23 protein-coding genes and 1 tRNA gene are annotated in these 24,553 nt (G+C 61.3%); 17 read left to right on the forward strand and 7 right to left on the reverse strand.

All coding sequences use genetic code 11. The features are described from left to right. Positions 1-105 precede the first annotated feature (105 nt). On the forward strand, positions 106-591 hold the full coding sequence (locus tag AAEU42_RS07710) for a GNAT family N-acetyltransferase (RefSeq protein WP_342232963.1): 486 nt from the start codon (positions 106-108) through the stop codon (positions 589-591). Between the two features lie 40 nt (positions 592-631). Here AAEU42_RS07710 and AAEU42_RS07715 read toward each other — a convergent pair whose 3' ends face one another. From AAEU42_RS07715 to AAEU42_RS07740, 6 genes are all read right to left on the reverse strand, one after another. Further along, positions 632-1,705: a tetratricopeptide repeat-containing glycosyltransferase family 2 protein gene (locus AAEU42_RS07715; RefSeq protein ID WP_342232964.1), complete on the reverse strand. Its 1,074-nt coding sequence runs from the start codon at positions 1,703-1,705 to the stop codon at positions 632-634. A 307-nt stretch (positions 1,706-2,012) separates the two neighbouring features. Beyond that, on the reverse strand, positions 2,013-2,267 hold the full coding sequence (locus AAEU42_RS07720; protein ID WP_342232965.1) for a hypothetical protein: 255 nt from the start codon (positions 2,265-2,267) through the stop codon (positions 2,013-2,015). 76 nt (positions 2,268-2,343) lie between these two features. Then, a tRNA-Leu gene (locus AAEU42_RS07725) sits at positions 2,344-2,429 on the reverse strand. A 65-nt stretch (positions 2,430-2,494) separates the two neighbouring features. Then, positions 2,495-3,787, reverse strand: a complete 1,293-nt coding sequence (locus tag AAEU42_RS07730) for a sensor histidine kinase (RefSeq protein WP_342232966.1) — start codon at positions 3,785-3,787, stop codon at positions 2,495-2,497. Further along, on the reverse strand, positions 3,784-4,461 hold the full coding sequence (locus AAEU42_RS07735; protein WP_342232967.1) for a response regulator transcription factor: 678 nt from the start codon (positions 4,459-4,461) through the stop codon (positions 3,784-3,786). Before AAEU42_RS07735 ends, AAEU42_RS07730 begins: the two co-directional genes overlap by 4 nt. Before the next feature lie 83 nt (positions 4,462-4,544). Beyond that, positions 4,545-5,252 carry a DUF5131 family protein gene (locus tag AAEU42_RS07740; RefSeq protein ID WP_342232968.1) on the reverse strand — a complete coding sequence of 236 codons (708 nt, stop codon included), beginning with the start codon at positions 5,250-5,252 and terminating at the stop codon, positions 4,545-4,547. Positions 5,253-5,417: 165 nt separating this feature from the next. Between AAEU42_RS07740 and AAEU42_RS07745 the strand changes: the two genes are divergently transcribed. From AAEU42_RS07745 to AAEU42_RS07770, 6 genes are all read left to right on the forward strand, one after another. Beyond that, entirely contained in the window at positions 5,418-7,220 is a 1,803-nt protein-coding gene (locus AAEU42_RS07745) for an efflux RND transporter periplasmic adaptor subunit (protein WP_342232969.1), read from the forward strand. 15 nt (positions 7,221-7,235) lie between these two features. Beyond that, positions 7,236-7,973, forward strand: coding sequence for an ABC transporter ATP-binding protein (locus AAEU42_RS07750; RefSeq protein ID WP_342232970.1), 738 nt, complete (start codon positions 7,236-7,238; stop codon positions 7,971-7,973). Then, positions 7,970-9,154, forward strand: coding sequence for an ABC transporter permease (locus AAEU42_RS07755; RefSeq protein WP_342232971.1), 1,185 nt, complete (start codon positions 7,970-7,972; stop codon positions 9,152-9,154). The genes AAEU42_RS07750 and AAEU42_RS07755 overlap by 4 nt, the downstream gene beginning before the upstream one ends. Positions 9,155-9,300: 146 nt before the next feature. After that, entirely contained in the window at positions 9,301-11,340 is a 2,040-nt protein-coding gene (locus tag AAEU42_RS07760) for an S-layer homology domain-containing protein (protein WP_342232972.1), read from the forward strand. Between the two features lie 183 nt (positions 11,341-11,523). Then, positions 11,524-12,417, forward strand: coding sequence for a polysaccharide deacetylase family protein (locus AAEU42_RS07765; RefSeq protein ID WP_342232973.1), 894 nt, complete (start codon positions 11,524-11,526; stop codon positions 12,415-12,417). A 72-nt stretch (positions 12,418-12,489) separates the two neighbouring features. After that, the gene (locus AAEU42_RS07770; RefSeq protein ID WP_342232974.1) at positions 12,490-13,173 is read left to right on the forward strand and encodes a polymer-forming cytoskeletal protein; all 684 of its coding nucleotides are present in this window, start codon (positions 12,490-12,492) and stop codon (positions 13,171-13,173) included. 51 nt (positions 13,174-13,224) lie between these two features. On the opposite strand, the gene AAEU42_RS07775 is transcribed toward AAEU42_RS07770, so the two are convergent. Beyond that, positions 13,225-13,683 carry a superoxide dismutase family protein gene (locus tag AAEU42_RS07775; protein WP_342232975.1) on the reverse strand — a complete coding sequence of 153 codons (459 nt, stop codon included), beginning with the start codon at positions 13,681-13,683 and terminating at the stop codon, positions 13,225-13,227. Between the two features lie 113 nt (positions 13,684-13,796). Here AAEU42_RS07775 and proC point away from each other — a divergent pair, with 113 nt between their 5' ends. The 10 genes from proC (at position 13,797) to rplT (ending at position 24,540) form a co-directional block, all read left to right on the forward strand. Next, positions 13,797-14,591 (forward strand): pyrroline-5-carboxylate reductase, encoded by a 795-nt coding sequence (gene proC, locus AAEU42_RS07780; RefSeq protein ID WP_342232976.1) that lies wholly within the window; start codon positions 13,797-13,799, stop codon positions 14,589-14,591. 171 nt (positions 14,592-14,762) lie between these two features. Next, complete coding sequence (locus tag AAEU42_RS07785) at positions 14,763-16,292, forward strand: ABC transporter ATP-binding protein (protein WP_342232977.1); 1,530 nt, start codon at positions 14,763-14,765, stop codon at positions 16,290-16,292. Positions 16,293-16,350: 58 nt separating this feature from the next. Next, a complete protein-coding gene (locus AAEU42_RS07790) occupies positions 16,351-17,529 on the forward strand; it encodes an ABC transporter permease (protein ID WP_342232978.1) in 1,179 nt (392 codons plus the stop codon). Between the two features lie 23 nt (positions 17,530-17,552). Then, entirely contained in the window at positions 17,553-18,494 is a 942-nt protein-coding gene (locus tag AAEU42_RS07795; RefSeq protein WP_342233344.1) for an ABC transporter permease, read from the forward strand. A gap of 147 nt (positions 18,495-18,641) precedes the next feature. Continuing rightward, the gene (locus tag AAEU42_RS07800) at positions 18,642-18,905 is read left to right on the forward strand and encodes a metal-sensing transcriptional repressor (protein WP_342232979.1); all 264 of its coding nucleotides are present in this window, start codon (positions 18,642-18,644) and stop codon (positions 18,903-18,905) included. A 30-nt stretch (positions 18,906-18,935) separates the two neighbouring features. Beyond that, positions 18,936-21,464 (forward strand): heavy metal translocating P-type ATPase, encoded by a 2,529-nt coding sequence (locus tag AAEU42_RS07805; protein ID WP_342232980.1) that lies wholly within the window; start codon positions 18,936-18,938, stop codon positions 21,462-21,464. A gap of 299 nt (positions 21,465-21,763) precedes the next feature. Further along, the gene (locus AAEU42_RS07810; protein WP_342232981.1) at positions 21,764-23,116 is read left to right on the forward strand and encodes an 8-oxoguanine deaminase; all 1,353 of its coding nucleotides are present in this window, start codon (positions 21,764-21,766) and stop codon (positions 23,114-23,116) included. 235 nt (positions 23,117-23,351) lie between these two features. Beyond that, the gene (gene infC, locus AAEU42_RS07815) at positions 23,352-23,909 is read left to right on the forward strand and encodes a translation initiation factor IF-3 (RefSeq protein WP_342232982.1); all 558 of its coding nucleotides are present in this window, start codon (positions 23,352-23,354) and stop codon (positions 23,907-23,909) included. Positions 23,910-23,942: 33 nt separating this feature from the next. Next, the gene (rpmI, locus tag AAEU42_RS07820; protein ID WP_342232983.1) at positions 23,943-24,146 is read left to right on the forward strand and encodes a 50S ribosomal protein L35; all 204 of its coding nucleotides are present in this window, start codon (positions 23,943-23,945) and stop codon (positions 24,144-24,146) included. A 37-nt stretch (positions 24,147-24,183) separates the two neighbouring features. Continuing rightward, positions 24,184-24,540, forward strand: coding sequence for a 50S ribosomal protein L20 (gene rplT / locus AAEU42_RS07825; protein WP_342232984.1), 357 nt, complete (start codon positions 24,184-24,186; stop codon positions 24,538-24,540). Positions 24,541-24,553: the final 13 nt, after the last annotated feature.

Here is a 24,553-nt window from a genome sequence, read left to right on the forward strand (position 1 = left end):
TGATTATACAGTGAAAAAAGGAAAAACCCACGGAATGTTTACAAATTTCCCCTTGATTACAGCCGGCGGTTTCGGTATCCTTCGAAACAGAAAGGATAGGATAACATGGAATTGTCCATTAAACCGGTGTCGGCCCGGAACCGGAAGCAGGTCCTTGAATTGTCTTTGGCGGAAAGCCAGAAGGGCTTTGTGGAATCTCCCAGGGAATGCCTGAGGGAGGCCCGGCGGCTGTGGCTGTGGCGCCCGGTGGCTATTTTAGATGCGGACGTGGTCGTTGGCTTCGCCATGTACGGAAAATTCCCCCATGAGGGGGAGCGGGGCCGGGTGTGGCTGGACCGTTTCTTGATCGATGAGCGGTACCAGGGCCGGGGCTACGGCAGAAAGGCCCTGTCGGCCCTGTGCGGGCGGCTCAGAGAGACATATGGCTGTGACGAGATCTACCTGAGCTGCTACCCGGAGAATCAGTCGGCCATCCGCCTCTATCAGCGGGCCGGGTTCCAGAGGAACGGAGAAAAGGATATCAACGGGGAAGACGTCATGGTCCTTACCTGTGGCGGGACCATGGAAGGATCACCTTTGGAGGAGCGCTGAAAAGCGGCCGTGTTTTCACGGCCGCTTTTTTTTCGTATTTCTATTTGTCCAGGGCGGCAAAATAGGCGCGGTTGAAGAGGACCGCGGCGTCGTCTGGCTTGTATTGGGCGGCCCGCTCGTTGTAGGCCTCGGCCTTGTCCCGCTGGCCCAGCCGGCTGTAACAGACGCACAGCTGGAGGCAGGGGATGTAGCCGTAAGCGTCCGGGGACACAAAGCCCCCACGGAGGTCGGCCCGGTCACAGGCCAGGGCCCGCTCATACCAGTAGGCGGCCTGGGGCCAGCGCTTCCGGTCCAGAAAGTGCTGGCCGATCTCGCAGCAGACCTCCGCCCGCGGGAGGTCGTAAAGGAAGCTGCGCAGCAGCGATTGAAGGGCGTTCTCATCCTGGCCTAGACCATACCAGCAATAGGCGCAGTGGCGGCAGGCGTCGATTTGATTTTCCAGCCAGCCCTGCCCCCCGTCCAAAAAGCGTTGAAACACGGTGATGGCGTCCTCATATCGCTTGTGATAATAGAGCTCCCGCCCGTAATAAAACTGCTGGCGCGGGTCCAGGGCGGTTCCGTTGTCCAGAAGCTTTTGAAAAATACGCAGGTTTCGGTCGGGGTCGGAGGGGTGGAGCTTCCAGTGGGTCACGGCGCACTCGGAATACGCGATCTGCCCCTGTGCCTCGATGACCTCGTGTACGGCGCCCTTCCACCGCATCCCGGCGTGATTCTTGATGATGCGCTCCCGGTAATAGGAAAATGTGACGTTGCCCTTGCTGTCAAAGCCGGTGTTGTAGCGCATCATCACCACGTCGACGGCGGGGGAGAGGGAGGCTTTCAGCTGGGCAAAGGCCTCCTGGTCGGGGGCCTTCAAAACATCGTCGGCGTCCAGCCACATGCAGTAGTCGCAGCTGGCCTGGTCGAAGGAAAAGTTGCGGGCGGCGGCAAAGTCGTCGATCCAGGCGAAGTCATAGATCCGGTCAGTGTACTTTGCCACAATCTCCTTGGTGCGGTCGGAAGAACCGGTGTCCACGATGACGATCTCGTCCATAAGCCCGGCCACACTCTCCAGGCAGCGGCCGATCACATCCTCTTCATCTTTTACGATCATACACAGGCTGATGGTACTCATGGCGCGGCTCCTTTATCAGACAGATTACGAGCGGGGGAGGAGAGGGGGGTGTTCCTTTCCAAGACACAGTCTGATAACAGTATATTGAAGAGCCGGGCGCTTGGTGTACAGGACAGAGCAGATGTTTTGTTTCCAATAAATAAAGACAAAACGGGGGAGGACGAAAGGATATGCCTTTCGTCCTCCCCCGTTGGAAGGTGTAAACATGATCGGCCTTATTTCTAAATGAAAAAGGCCAGCCGGAGGTGTTCCGCAGGGTTAGGCTTCGCATGGTCTATCGGTATCGCCCCTTCTTAATGTCAAGGACTTACTTTAGGTCAAACGCTTTCGCAAATTGTTCGAGACCGTCAATCAAAAATAGATCGCTGGACCACTTCCCCGGCCAAACGGCATACAGCGAGGTTGCTTGACTCACGGCCCGGGCATAAGCCGCAGCAACTCCTGGAAGATCGGATTTGTTCTTATGCGGTATTTGTGTAACCTTGCCGGCTTTATCTACTTCGAAATAGCATAGTGTGCTTATTTTATATGGGAAATTATCCGTTGCCTTAGCGCTCCTCATATAAACCGCCTGCCTTTTTGTCTTTTTAACGATATACCTTAAAATAAAAAGAGTGAACCCTATAAGGGCTCACTCTTGGTGCGGATGGCGGGACTCGAACCCGCACGTCCATGGGACACTAGCACCTCAAGCTAGCCAGTCTACCAATTCCAGCACATCCGCATATTCACTTGCCCTGCTCGAGGGCACTTTGATATTATAGCGGGCTGGAAAAGGTTTGTCAAGTCTCATTTCTTCGGAAGAAGCACAGTAAAAGATGTCCCGGCTTCCGAGGTGCTGGAGACGGAGATTTTACCGTTGTGGGCTTCCACGATGCTCTTGGCGATGGCGAGGCCAAGGCCGTACCCCCCTTGGGCCCGGTCACGGGCGGCGTCGGAGCGATAAAAACGCTCGAAAAGATGGTCCAGATGCTCTGGGGCGATGGCGGGGCCGGTGTTGTGGACGGTAAGGCGGAGACGGTCCTGGACCTTGTCCAGCCTGACGGTGACCGAACCCCCTTCCCCGGAGTACTTCACTGCATTGTCCAGCAGGATGACCACCAACCGCCGTAGCTGGTTCTCGTCTCCCAGGAGGCAGAGTCCGGGGGTCACCTGGTCGGCGAGGGATACGCCCCGCTCAAAGGCCACCGACTCAAAGGGGAGGAGGGAGCCGGTGACCAGCTCGGACAGCCGGACCTGGGTGGGATGGCGGGGAAGCTTGGCGGCGTCGCTTTTGGCCAAAAAGAGAAGGTCGTCCACCAGAGATTTCATCCGTCCGGCCTCATCCTGGATATAGGTGATCCATTTGGCCTGGCTCTCCACCGGGTCCGACCGGTGGGACAGGACGATGCCTGTGTTGGCCAGGATGACGGTGATGGGGGTCTTCAGCTCATGAGAGGCGTCGGCCACAAACTGCCGCTGCTGCTGCCAGGCCTTTTCCACAGGGCCCAGGGAGAGGTTGGCAAGAAAGAGGGAGATGAGGAAGAACCCCGCCATTCCCAGCAGGCCCACGATCAGACAAGTGAGGAGAAGCTGGCGGATGGAGCCGCTCTCCCAGCTCCGGTCGGCAAAGGCAATCCGGGTGGTCCCGGCGGCGTCGGTCTCCATCAGATACCGCAGGTCCAGGCTGGACAAGGTCCCCGTGGCCTGTCCCCGGGACAGGACCTCAGCCACGGCGCTATCCAGCACCGATTCCTCCACCGAGACGTTGTTGCCCTGGTTGACCGTGCGGATAGAGCCGTCACCGTTCAATTCCACTGAGAATACGGGGATCATGGTGAATTCCCGCCGGCCCCCGTCATCCCTGCGGCCAGGGAAGAATGGGGCCGCGGGCTCTTCCTGTCCGGGATCCCTGGGGCCGATCTCCAGCCGGGGCGGGGCGTCCAGCTCGCTCCACTTGAGGGCCATGCGCATGGCCCCCTCGCTCTGGGCGGCGAGCTGGCGGCAGTTGGTGCCCACCAATACGGCGAACACGATGAGGAGGACCAGGCTCACCAGCAGCATATTGGTGGCGATAAATTTCCTGCGCAGCTTTTGGATCATGACAAAGGTGCCTCCAAAAAGTAACCCACCTTGCGCACGGTGCCGATGGTGACGCTGGAGCCGAGGAAATTCAGCTTTTTGCGCAGGAAGGAGATGTATACCTCCACGTTGTTGTCCTCCGCCTCGGACTCCAGGCCCCAGACCTTGGAGATAATGTCCTCCTTGGGCACCACGGCGTGGAAGTTGGACATGAGGAGCTTCAAAACCTCAAATTCCTTGAAGCCAAGGCGCACAGAGCTGTCTGCGCAGATGAGGCACCGCACGTCCAGCCGGAGGGTGAGGTCCCCCACCGTCAGGGTGTTTCCGATGACCTCTCCCTGCCGCCGGGTCAGGGCCCGCACCCGGGCCAGCAGCTCCCCGGAGTCGAAGGGCTTGGTCATATAGTCGTCGGCGCCGCAGTCCAGGCCGCTGATCTTGTCGGGCACCTCGTCCCGGGCGGTGAGCATGAGAATGGGAGTGGACACGTGGGCTGCCCGGAGCCGCCGGGCCACCTCGAAGCCATCCAGCTTGGGGAGCATCACGTCCAGGATGATGGCGTCATATTGGGCGCTCAAACCGTAATCCAGGCCGTCCGCCCCGTCGTACACCATGTCCGTCTGGTAGTGCTGCTCCGTCATGATCTGCCCCAGGGCTTCGGCCAGGTGCGTTTCATCTTCCACGATCAGGATCCGCATTGCGCTCTCCCGCCTTTCCGTTCATTTCCCGGCCATTATACAGAAGGAAGCTGAAATTTGTCTGAAAGGTTTCCCTTTTTTCTTCACCAGTCGATATTGGCCTTCCTGGCCTGGCTGCACAGGTCTTTGATGGAGAGGGTATATTGTCTGCCGTCCTTGATAAAATGGGTCCCGCACTGGCGGAACTGAAAATGCACGCCCCGCCGGATACACTGGTCCCGGAGGGAGAGCACCCAGGCGTAATCCAGGGGGCGGGCGGACCGGTCCGACTCGCCGCCCACCACCACCAATTCCACGCCATCCAGGTAGGCCTCGATGTCAAGGGGGCCGAGAAGGGGCTGGCAGATGATATTCCTGTGCTGGATGGGAAGCCGGGAGAAGAGGGGGAGGCGCTCCTCGGCGCGGGGCTGGTTTTCCACGGTGCAGCCTACGATGACGTTGTCGTATCCCTGCCCCCAGTCCTCGGGTACACACTGGGGAAACCGGGTGATACGCTTTGTGAGAAAGAGAAAGCGGAGGTCGGGACGGCGGCGGATCATATCCCAGCACTCGGCCCGCCACGGGTCCGCCTCCTCCAGCAGGAAATCCGAGGAGAAGCAGAGGTAGACCAGCTGGCCGGGCTTCATCCGCCAGTTCCCGTCCTTGCCGGTCTCCACCGGGGCGGCGAACCGCTTGGTTTTGACGATCTGCTCCGTGTCGATGCCGCGTTTGGCGTCCCCCTTGTGGATGTAGCAGAACCGGCACCCCTCGCTGTACCTGTGGCAGCCCCGCCAAGGATCCCACATCGCCATTCCGGCCGCCCCCTCCATACGTTTTCTGCTGTCACGTTCGATTTCAGTATAGCAGAAGCGGCACGGGATTTACAGACCGTTCACACCTTTTTCCAAAACCTTTCAGAGTAATTTCAGGTTCCCCCGCTATACTTGGGCCGAAAACCAAACGTGGGAGGGCAAGAAATGATGAGCTTGTTTCCAAAAAAGACAGTGACCGCGGAGGGGGCGGACACCGCGGCGGCTCCAAAGAAGAGGCGGAAGCCGGGGCCTAAGCGGATCGCGGCCCTGGCCGTCGTGGCGGGGCTCCTGTGCGGTGCGGGCTTCGGGGTAAAGGCGCTGTTTTTCAGTGAGGAGGAGCGGGTGGCCCTGACCGGGACCACCACTTACGGCTCTCTGTCCACTACCATCGAGGGCACCGGCACCACCGTCCCGGCGGACAGTTACACGGTGACCGCCGCCTCCTCTGAGGCCAAGATCACCGCGGTCTACGTCTCCGCCGGCGACACGGTGGCGGTGGGGGACCTCCTCTATACCCAGGATGACAGCGAGCTGGACGACACCATCGACGAATACCAGTCCCAGATCGACGATTTGAACGATCAGATCGATACCTACAACCAGCAGCTCTCCGACCTGCGGGAGACCATGTCTAAGCTCACCATCACCGCCCCCTTTGCCGGACGGGTCACCCAGCTGGACGCCGAGGCGGGGGACGAGGTGCAGAAGGGGACCAAGCTAGCCCTTCTGGTGGATGACAGCAGGATGACCCTGACGGAGTATTTCAGCTACGCCTATGAGGACCAAATCTACGTGGGTATGCCCGCCGGAGTGTCCATCTCCAGCCTCATGAGTACCTTCGAGGGCACCGTTACCAAGATCGAGAAGGTAGAGCGGCTCACCGCCGAGGGGACCCGGTGCTTTGCCGTGACCATTACCCTGGACAATCCCGGGGCCCTCACTGAGGGAATGACCGGCGCGGCCTGGGTCACCGCCGGCTCCGGCGAGAAGCTCTATCCCGCCGTGGAGGGAGAGCTGGAGTATCAAAGCAGCAAGACCATCTCCGCCCAGGCGTCGGGGGAGCTGACCGATGTGCGGGTGGTGGACTACCAGAAGGTGTCCGCGGGGGAGGTCCTGGCCGTCATCGACGACAGCGACTACCAGGAGCAGGTGACCTCCACCGAGAAAAAGATCACCCAGGCCCAGGAGCGGATCGGGTCTTACCAGGAGCGCATTGCCGACACGGAGGAGAAGCGCTCCGACTATCACGTCACCTCCGAGGTGGAGGGCAAGGTCATCATGGTCAACGTCCGGGTGGGGGAGACGCCCCGCTCCGGCATGACGGCGGTGGCGGTCTACAACCTGGACAACATGGAGATCTCGGCCAACATCGACGAGCTGGACATCGACAACATCGAGATGGGCATGGAGGTGCGCATTGTGAAAAGCGGCTCCAGCGGCTCCGGCGAGACCTACATCGGCACGGTGACGGAGATCAGCTATGAGGCCACCAACTCCAGCGGCGTGGCCTATTTCCCCATCGTGGTCACCATCCCCTCGGAGGGGGCCCTCTCTGCCGGGGTCAACGTGTCTTACTACATCGACATCGGAGACGCCGAGGAGGGGGTCCTGGCCCCACTGGAGGCCCTCAAGACCACCACGGAGGGCACCTGCCTCTTTGTGAAGTCGGAAACTAGGCCGGAGAACGCCGTGGACCTGGATGAGGGCGTGGTGCCGAGCGGGTTCTACGCCGTGCCGGTGGAGGTGGGCTCCACCAACAGCCAATACGCCCGCATCCTCTCCGGCGTGGAAGAGGGGGTGGAGGTCTTTACCCGCTACCGTCAGTCGGCCCCCAGCAACGGGGATTCGACCAGCACCAACGGTGAGGACAGCCAGAGCCAGGACTTCCAGATGCCCGGCGGAAACTTTGGCGGCGGCGGAATGCCCGGCGGGGGCGGCGGCTTCCCCGGCGGCGGTCCCATGGGTTAAAAGGAGGGAAACAGTATGAGCCTCATCGAAATTAAGGACGTTTACAAAATATACAATGAGGGCCTGGAAAACCAGGTCAACGCTCTGGACGGAGTCTCCCTGGAGATCGCACGGGGGGAATTCGTGGCCATCATCGGCACCTCCGGCTCCGGTAAATCCACCATGATGAACATTCTGGGCTGTCTGGACGTGCCCACCCGGGGAGAGTATCTTCTGGACGGCCAGCCGGTGCGGGAAAAGACGGAGCGGGAGCTCTCCGACCTGCGCTCGAGGCGCATCAGCTTTATCTTCCAGGGCTATAATCTGATCCCCTCCCTGAAGGTCTGGGAAAACGTGGCCCTGCCCATGACCTACCAGAAGATCCCTCTGGACGAGCGCCGCAGGCGGGCCCTGGAGGCTCTGGAGGAGGTAGAGATCGCCTCCAAGGCGGAGTCGAGGCCCTCCCAGCTCTCCGGCGGCCAGCAGCAGCGGGTGGCCATTGCCCGGGCCATGGCCACCCGGTCCCCCATCCTCATGGCCGACGAGCCCACCGGTGCCCTGGACTCCAAGACCGGCGCCCAGGTGCTTGGCCTCATGCGCCAGATCAACGCCCAGGGCACCACAGTCATCCTCATCACCCATGACAACGGCATCGCCGCCAAGGCCGACCGGACCATCCGGGTCATGGACGGGAAGATCGTCCACGACAGCCTGTGGGACGGCGTCCTGGTGCCGGGGCTGGAGGGGGCGGCGGCGGGGGAGCGGGCATTATGAATTCCCTTCGAATGGCCCTGGATTCCATTCGGGAGAAAAAGGGCCGCTCCTTCCTCACCATGCTGGGCATCATCATCGGCGTCACCGCCGTGCTGGTGCTGGTGGCCATGGTCACCGGCTACAACAGCGACATGACCGCCTATTATGAAAAAATGGGGGTCAATAAGGTCACCGTCAAATTCACCTGGTATGACGCCACCCGGGCCCCCGACATGATGGGGCTGCTCTATGACTACGGCAACAACGATTTGTCCGACCGGGTTCTTGGCGTGACCCCCGACCTGTCCACTGTCCTGCCCCTTCAATACGGCGGCACCACCCTGGACGATGAGACGGTCACTTACCTGGGCTCCGACCAGTTTTCCGTATGCAGCAATTACACTTTGGACAGCGGCCGGGATATCCTGCCCCAGGACGTGGAGAACCGGAACCTGGTCTGCGTCCTGGGCTCCTACGTGGCCGACAGCCTGTTCCAGTACGCCGACCCGGTGGGTAAGACCATCACCATCGGCGGATACCCCTTCCTGGTGGTGGGGACCTACTATCAAAAGGACGGGGGGACGGAGGGGTCCATGGACGACGCGGTGGTTATCCCGTACTCTCTGAACCGAACCATTTTGAACAGCGCCTACACCAATAACATCGTGGTCAAGGTGTCCTCCTCCAACGAGATGACCCCGGTCATGAATTCCCTCACCTCTTTTTTGGAGGAAAACCTGGATTCCTCGGTGGGCAAATACACCCTGGAAAACGGAAACTCCGCCATGACCGAATCCAACGACGAGATGACCTCCCTGTCTGTGGTGCTGGGGGGCATCGCCTCCATCGCCCTGCTGGTGGGCGGCATCGGCATCATGAACATCATGCTGGTCACCGTCACCGAGCGCACCCGGGAGATCGGCATCAAGAAATCTATCGGTGCCCCCCGGCGGGAGATCATCGGCCAGTTCCTCCTGGAGGCGGGCATCCTCAGCTCTCTGGGGGGCCTGATCGGCATCGGGCTGGGCTTCCTCCTGTCGCTGATCCTGGGAAAGGCCATGTACGGCCTGGTGGTCCTCCCCGGCATGGGCATCACCCTGGGCTCCTTCGCCTTCTCTCTGGTCATCGGCGTGGTATTCGGCATCTATCCCGCCGTGAAGGCATCCAACCTCCAGCCTGTAGACGCCCTCCGGGCCGACTGACCTGGGCCGGGGGCACGGGTTCGGAACGAAACCGTGTATGTATATGCCCATCGTCAAAAAGGCTCCCCCACGGGGGGAGCTGTCAGGCGAGGTCTGACTGAGAGGGGGCCCTACCCCCCAAGTTCCAACGGAAAGGATTGTTACCCATGAATAGACGAGTTGTTTCTCTGGCCCTCTCGGCGACGCTGTCCCTGTCGCTGCTGACCGCCCCCGCCTCGGCGGCCACCACCGGGGACGTGGACGAGGCAGTGGCCGTCCTCTCGGGGCTGGGGGTGGTCTCCGGCTACTCCGATGGGCTCTACCACCCGGAGGACGGCCTCACCCGGGCCCAGTTCTGCAAGCTGGCCGTTCTGGCCGAGGACCACGGCGATCAGGCCGCCGGCAGCGCCTACCGCTCCCTTTTCTCTGATGTGGCCGCTTCCTCCTGGGCCGCGCCCTATATCAATCTGGCCTATGAAGAGGGTCTGGTGGCGGGGAAGGGGGACGGCACGTTCGGCCCCGATGAGGCGGTGACCCTCTCCCAGGCCGTCACCGTCTGTCTGCGGCTGCTGGGCTATTCCGACAGCGACATCGGCCCCTTCTGGCCGGAGGATTACCTCTCCAAGGCCGCCAAGCTGGGGCTGCTGGAAGGGGTCTCGGCCGGGGGCGGGGACGCCCTGACCCGGGGACAGGCCGCCCTGCTCCTCTACAACCTGCTCCAGCAGCCCGACGCCCAGGGCAGGACCTTCGGCCTGGGTCTGGGCAGCTCCTATGTGGAAAACGCCATCCTGCTGGATAACGACGACGAGGCCGCCGACGGCACCCTCCACACCGCCTATGTCTACGCCGGAGGGAACCTGAGCTGGTACGGTCAGGCCGATCCGCTCCCGGACAGCCTGGTCCACCGCCGGGGGACCCTTTTGCTGGACAAGACGGGCAAGGTAAAGGGCTTTCTCCCTGATGACAGCGTTTATAAGACGGTGACGGCGGAGGACGTCACCGCCTCGGGGGTCACGGATCCCGGCGGCGCCTCCTACTCTATCTCTTCTTCCACGGTGGTGGTGGCGGATGACGAAAAGACCACCTACGGCGCGGTCTGGTACGACCTGGAGGGCCGGGAGCTCACCCTCTATTACGCGGAGGGCGGCGGCATTACCCTGGTCACGGCCTCCGACGCCCAAATTTATGACGGCACCCTCCTCACCGGCTATTACGAGGACGTCAGCCCCAACGCCTCCGCCCCCGACACCGTCACCCTTCTGGGGCACACCTTTGATGTGGCGGAGGATGCCGTGGGCCTGTCCTCCCTCAGCGTGGGGGATAAGATCACCATTTCCCTGAACGGCTCCGGTCAGGTAATCCGGGCCTGGGCCGCCGGGGAGAAAAAGACCACGGTGGCGGCGGTGCTGGAGAGCGCCTCCAAAGGGACCCTGACCCACGTCAGCGGTCTGTCCCTTTCCACCACCATCAGCAACGCCTCCGCCGCCGCCGACCTGGAGGGCTGTCTGGTGCGGGTGAACGCATCGGGGATGGGCAAATGCTCCGTCACCGCCCTCTCCGGCGGAGTCTCCGGCCAGCTGAACGTGGCTGCGGGGACCCTGGGCAGCCTGCCCCTTTCGGACCATGTGAAAATCTACGACCAGGTGGGCTCCGCCCCCGCCGTGGAAATTGAGCTGGAGGATATCCTCGCCGATCGCGTGGCGGCCTCCAGCATCACCTACGCGGGGACCAACGACAAGGGGGAAGTGGATCTCATCCTCCTGAACAACGTCACGGGGGATGCATATACCTACGGATTTTACCGCCTGTCCACCGTTGCAAACGGCAAAGAGGGCTCGGAGGACTATTACGAGTACCGCACCCTGGCCGTGGAGAACTCCGGGGGCACGACGGCTTACTGTGCCAGTACCCAGAGCGTCCGTTCCGGGGCGGCGGGGGGACTGGCGGTCACAGCGGGGGAGAAGATCGCGGGCTTTGCCGAGCTGACCAAAGTGGAGAAGGTGGCGCGCTCCGCCTTCGACGGGGAGGACTACGCGGTGATCGACGGCATCCGGGTCCCTGTTGCCGGAAATGTCCAGGTCTACAACGCCGACAGCGGCCAGTGGATCACCCTGGCCCAGGCCAAAGGGTACAGCGATACCATGACGGTCTATTACAGCGGTGCATTGGGAGCTTCGGCAAAGGTCCGGCTGGTGGTCGTAGGCTGATAAAAAGGGAATGGACCAGGAAGAGGACGCTGCGAAGAGTGCAGCGTCCTTTTTTCGCCCGAAAACGTCAATAAGCCAAATTTTCCTTGCCTTTTCATGCTGTCTGCTTTATAATCATTATGTTAATATACGTAAGCCTTGGGCCAGCGTCTCCGGCCGGTTTACGGCGGGAGGTGGAGCGGGATGAAGACCTTCAGTGTGCGCTTTTACCGGCGTCTGATTCTGGTGTTCCTCTCTCTTCTGATCCTGGCTCCCACCGCTGTGGCTGTTCGCCTGGGCATGAAATGCGGCAGGCTGGAGAAGCAGCTGGAAGCGGTTCGGGAGGAGCCCGTTCCCCGGGGAACCGGTATGGAGGAAACGGGGCCAAGCGTCGAGCCGATCCTTTATCAGACCCTATATCCGGACCTCTACGGCACGGCCCAGCTTCCCGACCGGCGGGTGCGGGCGGAGGACACGGTCTACCTCACTTTTGACGGAAGCCCCACGGCCAATACCCAGCGCATTTTGGATATTTTGGATCAGTATGGCGTAAAGGCCACTTTTTTTGTGGTGGGACGCACTGACGACGCCTCCCTGGACCTGATGCGGGAGATCGTGGCCCGGGGGCACACCATTGGACTGAGAAGCTACAGCGAGTCCTTTCAGACGATTTACAGTTCGGTGGAGGCCTATCTGGAGGACTTTGACCGGATTTACCGGCTGGTCTATGAGACCACCGGAGTGAAGGCGGAGATTTTCCGGTTTCCCGCGGGCAGCGTCAACGCCTACAACAGCGGTATCTACCAGGAGTTGATCGCGGAGATGCTCCGCCGGAACTTCGTCTTTTTTGACTGGGACGTCACCGGCGAGGATACCCGGGTGGGCGGTGTGACGGCCCAGAAGGTGGAAGAGGCGGTCCTGCGGGAGATGGACGGCAAGAGCCGGGGGATCGTCATGCTCCATGACTCGGCGGGCAAGGGGGCCGTGGTGGACGCCCTGCCCCGTATTTTGAGCGAACTGCAGGAAAAGGGATACGGTTTCCAGCCGTTGACGGCGGCGGTGATGCCGGTGATCTTTAGTTATAAAAGCGCGCCCTGATCTGGTGTGTTGACCGCGGGCGCAGTTTTGTCGAATGGGAAGGTGCGGCATATGGCTGGCAACAAGGAGAATATGAGACAGGCGATGAAGGAGCTTTTGGGTCTGGTAGGCGTCGGCTCTGAGGAAAAGCAGGATGAGGTCGATCTGGAGGAGGCGCGTCAGGAAGTGGCTGATACGATGGATAAGCAGTTTTTCCAGCCCTCCGCGGCGTCCGAAATGGGCGGCGCAGGCCAGCCTTTCCTGTCCGATCCCATGAGAGGGGCCGGGGAGGACGATATGCCCGAGGCCGCTCCCTTCATCCGCCCCGGCGCCACTGTGATCTCGGCCGGGACCTCTCTTTTCGGGGATCTGCGGGCCGAGGGCGACGTGGAGGTCCTGGGTAAGCTGAAGGGCAACCTGGAGGCCACCGGCAACGTGCGGATCACCGGCAAGGTGCTGGGCGATGTGAAGGGCGGGGCCGTGACGCTGGCTGGCTGTGCCATTCAGGGCAACATCACCGCCACCGCGTCGGTCTGTCTGGACGAGGGCGCTCTGGTGGTGGGGGATATCCTGGCCACCGACCTGGAGTCGGGCGGCAAGGTGAAGGGCAATCTCCAGATCGCCCGGTCCGCCTCCTTCCTGCCCAAGGCCGTTTTGGCGGGCAATGTCTCCGCCGGCATGATCTCCATCTGCCAGGGGGCTCAGATCCAGGGCGCTATGCGGATCGCGGAGGACCCGGAGACCAACAGCCTTTTCGGGGACGGCCTGGAAATTTGATAGGACTGTATGAGAAGAGCCGGACGGATCGCCGTCCGGCTCTTCTTTTTGTCACAGGGGGCGGATGACCCCGCAGGCGATGCGGTCCCCGCTGTCTCCGGCGGGCTGGGAGCGGAAGTCGTCGGCCTTTTCGTGTACCATCACAGACCGTCCGATGACCTCCTCGGGGCGGAACCGGTCGGTGTAGACCGCCAGCAGGGCGGTCCCGGTCTGGGAGCCCAGCAGCGGGGGCAGGTCGCCGCTGTGCCAGGGGTGGGGGAACCCGTGGGTATCATAGTGGCTGCCTGCCCGCTGGAAGGGGACATCGCCCCCGGTGGTACAGTCGCCCATGGCGTGGATATGAAAGCCCAGAAATCCGGGGGAGGGGAGACCCACCGCCCGGACCACCACCAGGGTCCCGGCGCTGTAAGGGTAGAACAGGACCTCGCCGGACAGATCGGGATTGGCCCCGTCGCCCCGCAGTACGGCTGCGGCGGCGGGGTGGGGCAGAGAGAGGGGAAACGGCTCCACTGTGCAGACCTCCTTTTTCCATCTCTATGCCGCCGGAACCGCCCCAGTGACAGTAGACGAGCCGGGTCGGAAATGATATAATAAAAAAATCAATATTCTTAGGGGGGAGCGGCTTGAAAAAGGCGGCATTTATCGGAACGGGGAATATGGGCTCGGCCCTGATCAAGGCGGCCTGCCGGGCGTTGGGGCCCGACCAGGTGGTGGTGGCCAACCGAACCTTTGAAAAGGCGGAAGAACTGGCAAGGGAAATTGGTTGCCAGGCGGTCCGGACAAATCAAGAGGCCGCGGCGGCGGGGGAGTATGTTTTCCTCTGCGTCAAACCCAAGCTGATCCACGGGGTGCTGGAAGAGCTGTCCGGTGCCCTGATGGACCGGGTGGTGGTCTCGGTGGCGGCCGGCGTCCTTCTGGCCGACCTCGAGAGCTGGACGGGAGAGCGGGTGCCCGTCCTGCGGATCATGCCCAATACTCCCTGTGCCATCGGGGCGGGGATGACCGCTTTGTCGGGTGGAAAAACCGCCAAGGAAAAACACTTTACAGATGTGGAGGACATTTTGGCCCAGACCGGCCGGGTGGAGCGCATCGAGGAAGGGCTGATGGATGCGTTCAGCGCCGTGGCGGGCTGCGGCCCGGCGTTTATCTATCCTTATATCGAGGCGCTGGCCGACGGCGGCGTGGCCGCGGGCCTGCCCCGGAGCAAGGCGCTGGTCTATGCCGCCCAGATGACCCTGGGGGCGGCCTCCATGGTGCTGGAGAGCGGGGCCCATCCCGGAAAGCTCAAGGACGACGTGTGCTCCCCCGGCGGCTCCACCATCGCCGGCGTGGCGGAGCTGGAGCGCCACGGCCTCCGGGCCGCCGCCATCGACGCCGTGCTGGCGGCCTGGCAGAAAAATGGACAGCTTGGCAAGTAAAAACAGTTGACAAGTATGGATATCTCAACACTTGGTGAAGTTGCATAATTTCTTTTAGGATAACTGATTTTTTTCGAGCGTTTTCCTTGCAAAATGCCGAATGGAGCGATATAATGGAACCGAATCATCGCCCGTGAGAACGGGAGTCTGAGAAGAAGGGAGTGGCGCTGGATGAGTGAGTACATCATCGAGATGTGCAATATCACGAAGGAATTTCCCGGGATCATTGCCAACGATGACATCACCCTGCAGCTCAAAAAAGGTGAGATCCACGCCCTGCTCGGTGAGAACGGAGCGGGGAAGTCCACCCTGATGAGCGTCCTGTTCGGGCTGTATCAGCCGGAGAAGGGCGTCATCAAAAAGAATGGGGAGGTCGTCCAGATCAAGGACCCCAACGACGCCAACGACCTTGGGATCGGCATGGTGCATCAGCACTTTAAGCTGGTCCACAATTTTACTGTGCTCCAAAACATCGTCCTGGGGATGGAGACCACCAGCCATGGCTTTTTGAAGATGGACGAGGCCCGGAAGAAAGTGGTGACCCTCTCCGAGCAGTACGGCCTGCGGGTGGACCCGGACGCCCTCATCGAAAATATCACCGTGGGGATGCAGCAGCGGGTGGAAATCCTGAAGATGCTCTACCGGGACAATGAGATCCTGATCTTTGACGAGCCGACCGCCGTATTGACTCCCCAGGAGATCGAAGAGCTGATGAAGATCATGAAGGGTCTGGCCGCCGAGGGCAAGTCCATCCTCTTCATCACCCACAAGCTCAATGAGATCAAAGAGGTGGCCGACCGCTGCACCGTCCTCCGAAAGGGCAAATACATCGGCACCATTGACGTCTCCGGCGTCTCCAAGGAGGAGATGAGCGAGATGATGGTGGGCCGCAAGGTGGAACTGAAGGTGGAGAAAGGCCCCGCCCATCCCACCGACGTGGTCTTTGAGACCGAGGGCCTTACCGTCATCAATAAGGACCACGGAAAAAAGGTGGTTAACGGCGTTTCCCTGAAGGTGCGCCGGGGCGAGATCGTCTGCGTGGCCGGGATCGACGGAAACGGCCAGACCGAGCTGGTGCAGGCCATCACCGGCCTGATGAAACCGGACTCCGGCACGGTGCGGCTGAAGGGGGAGGACGTGACCCATTCCTCCATCCGCCACAAGAACACCCACGGCCTGGGCCATATCCCCGAGGACCGGCACAAGCACGGCCTGGTGCTGGATTACCCCCTGGCCTATAACCTGGTGCTCCAGAGCTATTTTGAGCCGGAGTTCTGTTCCGGGGGCTTTTTGAAGTACGACAAGATCTTCCAGTATGGCGACAAGCTCATTGAAAAGTACGACATCCGCTCCGGCCAGGGGGGCAGGACCACGGCCCGTTCCATGTCCGGCGGCAACCAGCAGAAGGCCATCGTGGCCCGGGAGATCGACCGGGATCCCGATCTCCTCATCGCCGTCCAGCCTACCCGTGGCCTGGACGTGGGCGCCATCGAGTACATCCACCATCAGCTGGTGGCGGAGCGGGACAACGGCAAGGGAATTCTGTTGGTGTCCCTGGAACTGGACGAGGTGATGAATCTGGCCGACCGTATCCTGGTGATTTACGAAGGGGAGATCGTGGCAGAGCTGGATCCCCGGCAGGTCACGGTACAGGAGCTTGGCCTTTACATGGCCGGCTCCAAGAGAAAGGCGGTGGGCTGAACATGAAGATTTGGTATCCAAATATGGTCCAGTCCTACGGAGAGGACGGTGAGGCGGCGTGAAGACAAACGGCAATCTCCTGGAGCGCCAGGGCTTTCGCAACGCCATGGCCTCGATCATGGCCATTCTCATCGGTATGCTGGTGGGCCTCGTGATCCTGTTCATCTCCAACCCCTCCAACGCCCTGCCCGGTTTCCGGGCTATCGCAACCGGCGGCGTGAAAAACCCCAAAAATATGGGACAGGTCCTCTATTACGCCACGCCCATCATCATGACCGGCCTATCGGTGGGCTTTGCCAAAAAGACGGGCCTCTTCAACATCGGCGCCTCCGGCCAGTATGTCATGGGGGCCTTCGCCGCCGTCTACGTCGGCGTGAAGTTTACCGGACTGCCCGCCGGGATCCACTGCCTGGTTGCCATCCTGACCGCCGCACTGGTGGGGGCGCTGTGGGGTAGCGTCCCCGGCCTGCTGAAGGCTTACTGCAACATCAACGAGGTCATCGCCTGCATCATGATGAACTATATTGGCATGTCCACGGCCAATCTCCTGGTCCGCAAATTCGTCTTTGACCGGGCGAAAAATATGTCCCTTCAGCCCGCGGCCACCGCCGTTCTGCCCAAGCTGGGCTTTGACAAGATTTTTGTGGACGGCGGCGCCCCCTCCAGCGCCAACGCCGGCTTCGTGATCGCCGCCATTCTGGGCGTGGTGGTCTGGGTCATCCTGGAAAAGACCAAGCTGGGCTTCGAGCTGAAGGCCTGCGGCTATAACCGGGACGCCGCCAAGTACGCCGGCATCAACGACAAGAAGAATATCCTGCTTGCCATGGTCTTTGCCGGGGGGCTGTCCGGTATCGGCGGGGCCCTCTACTATCTCTCCGGCGCCGGTTCCGGCATCCCTGTGCTGGATGTGCTGGCCGCCGAGGGCTTCAACGGCATCCCCGTGGCCCTGCTGGGCATGTCCAACCCCATCGCCATCATCTTCACCGGGACCTTTATGGCCTACCTGACCCAGGGCGGACTGTCCATGCAGTCTTATGGCTTCCCCACCCAGATTGTGGATATCATGTCCGCCGTCATCATCTACTTCGCCGCCTTTGCCCTCTTCTTCAGCCAGCTGATTGGAAAGATCAAGCTTGCGCCCAAGGCGGCCGCTCAGGAGAAAGTTGAGACGGACCATCAAGAACTCCAGGATCAGACGCAGCAAGCGGAAGATGGAAAAGGAGGTGAGGGACAGTGAGCGGACTTGACCTTCTGATTTTTATGGTCCAGCAGATGATGAGCTTCTCCGTGCCCCTCCTCATCGTGGCCCTGGGCGGTCTCTTCGCCGAGCGGTCCGGCATCGTCAACATCGCCCTGGACGGCACCATGATCATTGGCGCCTTTACCGGTATCATGTTCCTACACCTGTTCCAGAACCCAGACGCCACCTCTGAGCAGGGGATGCTGCTGCTGGCCCTGCTGGTTTCCGCCGTCACGGGCATGGTGGTCAGTTTGGTCCACGCCTACGCCTCCATCAACATGAAGGCCGACCAGACCATCTCGGGCACCGCCATCAACGTGTTCGCCCCCGCCATCTCCATCTTTGTGGCCCGGCTGGTGCTGGGGGTGCAGCAGGTGCCCTTCGCCAACCACTTTGTCATTGAAAAGGTCCCCCTGCTGGGAGACATCCCGGTCATTGGGCAGATGTTCTTCCGCAACAGCTATCTCACCACCTATATCGGCTTCGGCATTCTGGCCGTGTCCGCCATCGTCCTCTACAAGACCCGCTTCGGGCTGCGTCTGAGGGCCTGTGGCGAGCATCCGCAGGCTGCCGACTCCGTGGGCATCAACGTCTACAAGATGCGCTACGCCGGCACCCTGATCTCGGGCGCGCTGGCGGGCGTGGGCGGGCTGGTGTTCGTCATCCCCACCTCCACCAACTTCAACGCCACCGTCTCCGGCTACGGCTTCCTGGCCCTGGCCGTGCTGATCTTCGGCCAGTGGAAGCCGGGGCGCATCCTCTTCGCCTCCCTCTTCTTCGGCTTTATGAAGACCATCGCCGCCACCTATTCCGTGGTCCCCGCGCTGGTGGCCCTGAACATCCCCAGCGACGTCTACAAGATGGTGCCCTACATCGCCACTCTGGTGGTCCTGGCCTTTACCGCCCGCAACTCCCAGGCGCCCCGGGCCGAGGGCATTCCCTACGACAAGGGCGAGCGGTGATTTGGATCTATTTGACAGACGGACAGCTTTGGCTGTCCGTCTGTTTTTTTCTGGAGTTGTCCTTGACAAAACCCTATCAATGCGCTATGATAACACTACCCCCCTGGGGGGTGTCTATGGATGAAATACCAAAAGGAGGTTTGCCCCATGATGGCAGACAAGAACAAGACCCTCCGGCTGTTGAAAACAGCCCGCGGCCAGTTGGACGGCATCCTCAAGATGGTGGAGGAGGACCGCTACTGCATCGATATCTCCCAGCAGGTGATGGCTACCGAGGCCCTTTTGAACCGTGTGAACCGGGAGATTTTGACCGCCCATCTCCGGGGCTGTGTCCAGCAGGCGGCCACGGCGGAGGACCGGGGCGAAAAAGTAGAAGAATTGATCGCCACTTTGGACAAGATATTAAAGTAACGCACCGACCTTAGATTGCGAGGAAACGCCATGAGAGAAAAATTTACAGTCACAGGAATGACCTGCTCGGCCTGCTCTGCCCACGTGGAGAAGGCGGTGTCCAAACTGGAGGGCGTGTCCGGGGTGAACGTGAACCTGCTGGGCGGGATCATGCAGGTGGACTACGACCCAGCCGCCCAGAGCCCCGACAGCATCATCGCCGCCGTGGTGGACTCCGGCTACGGCGCCCAGATCCCCGGAAAAGCGGGGAAGAAGGAGTCGGCCACAGCGGGCGTGCCCTCCATGGAGGAGGAGCTCAAGGGGATGAAGCACCGTCTCATCGTCTCCTTCGTTTTTCTGATCCCCCTCTTTTACCTCTCCATGGGCCACATGATGGGCTGGCCCATCCCCCATGTTTTTCATGGGACGCAAAACGCACTTATTTTTGCCCTGACCCAATTCCTGCTGCTCCTGCCCATCATGTACGTCAACGACAAATACTACAAAGTGGGCTTCAAGACCCTGGCCCACCGATCCCCCAACATGGATTCCCTTATCGCCCTGGGCTCCGCCGCCGCCGTCATCTACGGCGTGGCCGCCATCTTTGAGATCGGCTGGGGGCTGGGCCACGGGGACCTGGCCCGGGTGGAGCGGTGGTCCATGGACCTCTATTTTGAGTCCGCCGGCATGATCCTGGCCCTCATCACCCTGGGCAAGTACCTGGAGACCCGCTCCAAGGGCAAGACGGGGGAGGCCATCTCCCGGCTGATGGACCTGGCGCCCAAGACAGCCACCGTCCTCCGGGGGGGGCAGGAGGCCGTCATCCCCGTGGAGGAAGTGGCGGTGGGGGACCTGATCGTGGTCCGGCCCGGGCAGGCCATCCCCGTGGACGGCGAGATCGTGGAGGGCTCCTCCTCCATTGACGAGTCGGCCCTCACCGGCGAGTCCATCCCCGTGGACAAGGGGCCGGGGGACAAGGTGGCGGCCGCCGCCATCAACAAATCCGGCGCCTTCACCTTCAAGGCCACCCGGGTGGGGGACGACACCACCCTGGCCCAGATGATCGCCCTGGTGGACGAGGCCGCCTCCTCCAAGGCCCCCATCGCCAAGCTGGCTGACAAGGTGGCCGGGGTATTCGTCCCGGTGGTCATCTGCATCGCCCTTGTCACCGCCGCTGTCTGGTTCTTCGCCACCGGCGACTTTACCCGGGCCCTCACCGCCGGAGTGGCAGTGCTGGTCATCTCCTGTCCCTGCGCCCTGGGCCTGGCCACGCCTGTGGCCATCATGGTGGGCACAGGGAAGGGGGCGGAAAACGGCATCCTGTTCAAATCCGCCGAGGCCCTAGAGGGGCTTCGCTCCATCCAGACCGTGGTCCTGGATAAGACGGGCACCGTCACCCAGGGAAAGCCCGTGGTGACCGACCTGACGCCTCTGGGGGAGACCACCGAGGAGGAGCTCCTCTGCGTGGCGGCCTCCCTGGAAAAGCCCTCGGAGCACCCCCTGGCCCAGGCCGTGGTGGCCGAGGCGGAACAGCGGAACATCCCCCTGGTTCCCGCCCAGGAGTTCCAGGCCGTCCACGGCCGGGGGGTCACCGCCGCTGTCCAGGGGGCCCGCTTCCTGGCGGGCAACAGGGCCATGATGGAGGAGAACCAGATCGATCTGACGGCGGCGGGGGAGACCCCCGAAGCCCTGGCCGGGGCGGGAAAGACCCCTCTCTACTTTGCCCAGGACGGCAGGCTCATCGGGATCGTGGCCGTGGCCGACACGGTGAAGCCCACCAGCGCCGCCGCCATTGCCGCCCTGCGGGATCTGGGGCTGGAGGTTGTGATGCTCACCGGAGACAACCGCCGCACCGCCCAGGCCATTGCCAAGGAGTTGGCCTTGACGGACGTTGTGGCAGAAGTGCTGCCCCAGGATAAGGAAAAGGTCATCGCCGACCTTCAGGCGAAGGGCAAAAAAGTAGCGATGGTGGGGGACGGCATCAACGACGCCCCCGCCCTGGCCCGGTCCGACGTGGGCCTGGCCATCGGGGCGGGCACCGACGTGGCCATCGAGTCCGCCGACGTGGTGCTGATGAAGAGCGACCTGATGGACGCCGTGACGGCGGTGGAGCTCTCCAAGGCCACCATCAAGAACATCAAGGAAAACCTTTTCTGGGCCTTTTTCTACAACGCTATCTGCATCCCCCTGGCCGCCGGAGCCTTTTATCCCATTTTCCACATTCAGCTCTCCCCCATGATTGCCGCCGCCGCCATGTCTCTGAGCTCGGTGTGCGTGGTGTCCAACGCCCTGCGGCTGAAGTTGTTCAAACCCAGGCATACCGCCCCTAAAACGGCGGTGCCGGAGGAGAAAATAAAGAAAGAAGGAGCGAAAAATACTATGGAAAAGAAAATTGTCATCGAGGGCATGATGTGCCAGCACTGCGTGGCCCACGTCACCGAGGCCCTCACCAAGCTGGACGGGGTCACCGCCGTGGTGGACCTGGAGACCAAGACCGCCACTGTCACCGGCGACGCCACCGACGAAGCCCTGAAGCAGGCCGTGGCCAACGCCGGGTACACGGTCACCAGCATCCAGTAAGAACGGCGGGAAAGAGGCAAGGGAGCCGGCTGTTTCAGCCGGCTCCCTTGTTTTTTATAATGGGAAATCCGTTGTAGCCAGAAGGACAAATATGTCCCGCCCATTGTGTTCCCCATCCTGGTGTGATAAACTAAAAAATACGAGGGAAGCCCAAAAGGGGACCGGCCCCGGGGAGCGGATCGACATTTATCTGGACACCGCGGGATTCCAAGCCGCCGAAGGGGATATCACGTTCCAAGTAAACGATCTGAATCAGTTGAGCTGTCAGCCCGCCTGATCCATATGAGGGAGGTATGCACATGTCCACGCTGCTTATCAAAAACGCCCGGTATATCGTCTCCTGTGACGACAAGGACACCCTCTACGAACGGTGCAACCTCTTCATCCGGGACAACGCCATCGAGTACATCGGTCCCCAGGCCCGGCAGGCCGAGCAGGTTATCGACGCCGGGGATATGGTGGTCTATCCCGGCCTTATCAACACCCACCACCACCTCTATCAGCTCTTTTCCCGGAATCTCCCCGAGGTCCAGCGGATGGAGCTCTTTCCCTGGCTGGTGACACTCTACGAGGTGTGGAAGGGATTGGATGAGGAGGTGGAGTCCTGCGCCTCCCTGGTGGGGCTGGCGGAGCTGGCCAAGACGGGCACCACAACCTGTTTCGACCACCATTATGTCTTTCCAAAGAACGGCGGGGACCTGATCGCCGCCCAGTTCCGGGCCGCCCAGCAGGTGGGGATGCGGTTCGTGGCCTCCCGGGGCTCCATGGACCTGTCCAAGAAGGACGGGGGCCTGCCCCCGGACAGCGTGGTGCAGACCATCGACGACATCCTGGCCGACTCCGAGCGTCTGGTGCGGGTGTGGCACGACGACAGCCGCTTTTCCATGCGTCAGGTGGCCCTGGCGCCCTGCTCGCCCTTTTCGGTGTCCACCGACCTGCTGCGGGAGAGCGCCAAGCTGGCCCGGTCCCTCGGGGTCCGGCTCCATACCCACGTGGCCGAGACCAGGGACGAGGAGGACTACACCCTCCAGAAGTTTGGGATGCGGCCCCTGGAGTATATGCGCTCTGTGGGCTGGACCGGGCCCGACGTGTGGTACGCCCACGGCATCTGGTTCAACGATGACGAGCTGAAGGTGCTGGCGGAGACCGGCACCGGCGTGGCCCACTGTCCCATCTCCAACATGAAGCTGGCCTCCGGCGTCTGCCGGGTGCCCGAGATGCTCCGGCTGGGGGTAAACGTGGGCCTGGCGGTGGACGGCGCCGCCTCCAACGACGGCTCCAACCTGCTGGAGGAGCTGCGGGTGTGCTATCTTCTGCACCGGCTCCACTCCAGCGCCCTGGCCCCCACGGGGTATGACATTTTGAAGCTGGCCACCCGTGGCTCCGCCAAGCTCCTGGGCCGGACCGACATCGGCTTCCTGGCCCCCGGCATGGCCGCCGACCTGTTCCTCATCCGCCTGACCCGCCCGGAGCTGGCGGGGGCCCAGTTCGATCCCAAATCCATGCTGGGCACCGTAGGCTTCAAAGGGGCGGTGGACTATACCATCATCAACGGCGTCCCCGTGGTGCAAAACGGGGAACTGGTGACGCTGGACGAGAGTGAGACGGCTGCCAGAGCCAACGAGGTCTGCCGCCGGTATCTGCGCCGGTGATCTGAAAAAGCCTTCCGCTTTGGGAAGGCTTTTTCAGTGTGGTTAAAAAACACTTGACAGAGCAGGCGTGGACTGGTATACTATCAAAGCACAATAAAGAAGGAACGGTTTCGTCCTCACCTCCCGGCCAGAGCCGAAGGGGTCAACATGGTATCGCTCGCCGGAATATCCGGCGGTGTTTTGTCTTGTTGCACGGAGCCGTTTCGGCTCCGTGTTTTTTGTATGTGAAAAACGTGTGTGTGTTGAATGGAGGTGCTTTCGTATCAGCAACAAAGGTCATCAGATCAATGAAGAGATCCGGGACAAGGAAGTGCGCCTGGTCGCCGCCGACGGTGAGCAGCTTGGCATCATGTCCGCCCGGGAGGCCCTGGAGAAGGCCGAGGAGGCCAGCCTGGACCTGGTGAAGATCTCTCCCAACGCCGTTCCCCCCGTGTGCAAGCTCATGGACTACGGCAAGTTCAAGTTCGAGCAGACCAAGCGGGAGAAAGAGGCCAAGAAGAATCAGCATGTGGTGGAGATCAAGGAAGTGCGCATGTCTCCCAGCATCGACGTGAACGATTTCAACGTCAAGCTGCGCAACGCCCAGAAGTTTTTGGGTGAAGGGGACCGGGTGAAGGTCACCGTGCGCTTCCGCGGCCGTGAAATGGCCCACACCGAGATCGGCCGGGAGCTGCTGCTGAAGTTCGCCGAGGAGTGCGCCGAAGTGGCCGCCATGGACAAGGAGCCCAAGCTGGACGGCCGTCATATGTCCATTTTCCTCTCCTCCAAGATCGCCAAGGAGCCTAAAAAGTAAGCAAGTTCATTTTACGATAAAGGAGAATACACCATGCCTAAACTCAAGACCCATACCGGGGCGAAAAAGAGATTCAATCTGACCAAGACCGGCAAGGTCAAGCGGGCCCACGCCTATAAGTCCCACCTGCTCAACGGCCACGGCAAGGACACCAAGCGCAAAAGAGGCCTCCGCAAGGGTGCCTACGCTGATGATACCAATGCGGCCACCATCAAGCGTATGATCCCTTACAAATAATTTGATTTTTACTCGAATATAGGAGGTTTCAAATACCATGGCTAGAGTTAAAGGCGCGATGATGACGCGCAAGAGAAGAAATAAGGTCCTGAAGCTGGCGAAGGGTTACTGGGGCGCCAAGTCCAAGCACTTCAAGATGGCCAACGAGCAGGTCATGAAGTCCCTGAAGTACGCTTACATCGGCCGCCGCCTGAAGAAGCGTGACTTCCGCTCCCTGTGGATCACCCGTATCTCCGCCGCCTGCAAGATGAACGGGATGAACTACTCCACCTTCGTCAACGGCCTGAAGAAGGCCGGCATCACCATCAACCGCAAGATGCTGGCTGAGATGGCCGTCAACGACAAGGCCGCCTTCACCCAGCTCACCCAGCTGGCCAAGGCTCAGCTGGCCTGATTTCAGAGCGAGA

The organism is Pseudoflavonifractor phocaeensis (assembly GCF_038439875.1).
Taxonomy (GTDB): Bacteria; Bacillota; Clostridia; order Oscillospirales; family Oscillospiraceae; genus Vermiculatibacterium.

Coding starts and splice junctions, on each gene's coding strand:
- AAEU42_RS07710 (WP_342232963.1), top strand. CDS start 106: ATGGAATTGTCCATTAAACCGGTGTCGGCCCGGAACCGGAAGCAGGTC.
- AAEU42_RS07715 (WP_342232964.1), bottom strand. CDS start 1,705: ATGAGTACCATCAGCCTGTGTATGATCGTAAAAGATGAAGAGGATGTG.
- AAEU42_RS07720 (WP_342232965.1), bottom strand. CDS start 2,267: ATGAGGAGCGCTAAGGCAACGGATAATTTCCCATATAAAATAAGCACA.
- AAEU42_RS07730 (WP_342232966.1), bottom strand. CDS start 3,787: ATGATCCAAAAGCTGCGCAGGAAATTTATCGCCACCAATATGCTGCTG.
- AAEU42_RS07735 (WP_342232967.1), bottom strand. CDS start 4,461: ATGCGGATCCTGATCGTGGAAGATGAAACGCACCTGGCCGAAGCCCTG.
- AAEU42_RS07740 (WP_342232968.1), bottom strand. CDS start 5,252: ATGGCGATGTGGGATCCTTGGCGGGGCTGCCACAGGTACAGCGAGGGG.
- AAEU42_RS07745 (WP_342232969.1), top strand. CDS start 5,418: ATGATGAGCTTGTTTCCAAAAAAGACAGTGACCGCGGAGGGGGCGGAC.
- AAEU42_RS07750 (WP_342232970.1), top strand. CDS start 7,236: ATGAGCCTCATCGAAATTAAGGACGTTTACAAAATATACAATGAGGGC.
- AAEU42_RS07755 (WP_342232971.1), top strand. CDS start 7,970: ATGAATTCCCTTCGAATGGCCCTGGATTCCATTCGGGAGAAAAAGGGC.
- AAEU42_RS07760 (WP_342232972.1), top strand. CDS start 9,301: ATGAATAGACGAGTTGTTTCTCTGGCCCTCTCGGCGACGCTGTCCCTG.
- AAEU42_RS07765 (WP_342232973.1), top strand. CDS start 11,524: ATGAAGACCTTCAGTGTGCGCTTTTACCGGCGTCTGATTCTGGTGTTC.
- AAEU42_RS07770 (WP_342232974.1), top strand. CDS start 12,490: ATGAGACAGGCGATGAAGGAGCTTTTGGGTCTGGTAGGCGTCGGCTCT.
- AAEU42_RS07785 (WP_342232977.1), top strand. CDS start 14,763: ATGAGTGAGTACATCATCGAGATGTGCAATATCACGAAGGAATTTCCC.
- AAEU42_RS07795 (WP_342233344.1), top strand. CDS start 17,553: ATGGTCCAGCAGATGATGAGCTTCTCCGTGCCCCTCCTCATCGTGGCC.
- AAEU42_RS07800 (WP_342232979.1), top strand. CDS start 18,642: ATGATGGCAGACAAGAACAAGACCCTCCGGCTGTTGAAAACAGCCCGC.
- AAEU42_RS07805 (WP_342232980.1), top strand. CDS start 18,936: ATGAGAGAAAAATTTACAGTCACAGGAATGACCTGCTCGGCCTGCTCT.
- AAEU42_RS07810 (WP_342232981.1), top strand. CDS start 21,764: ATGTCCACGCTGCTTATCAAAAACGCCCGGTATATCGTCTCCTGTGAC.
- rpmI (WP_342232983.1), top strand. CDS start 23,943: ATGCCTAAACTCAAGACCCATACCGGGGCGAAAAAGAGATTCAATCTG.
- rplT (WP_342232984.1), top strand. CDS start 24,184: ATGGCTAGAGTTAAAGGCGCGATGATGACGCGCAAGAGAAGAAATAAG.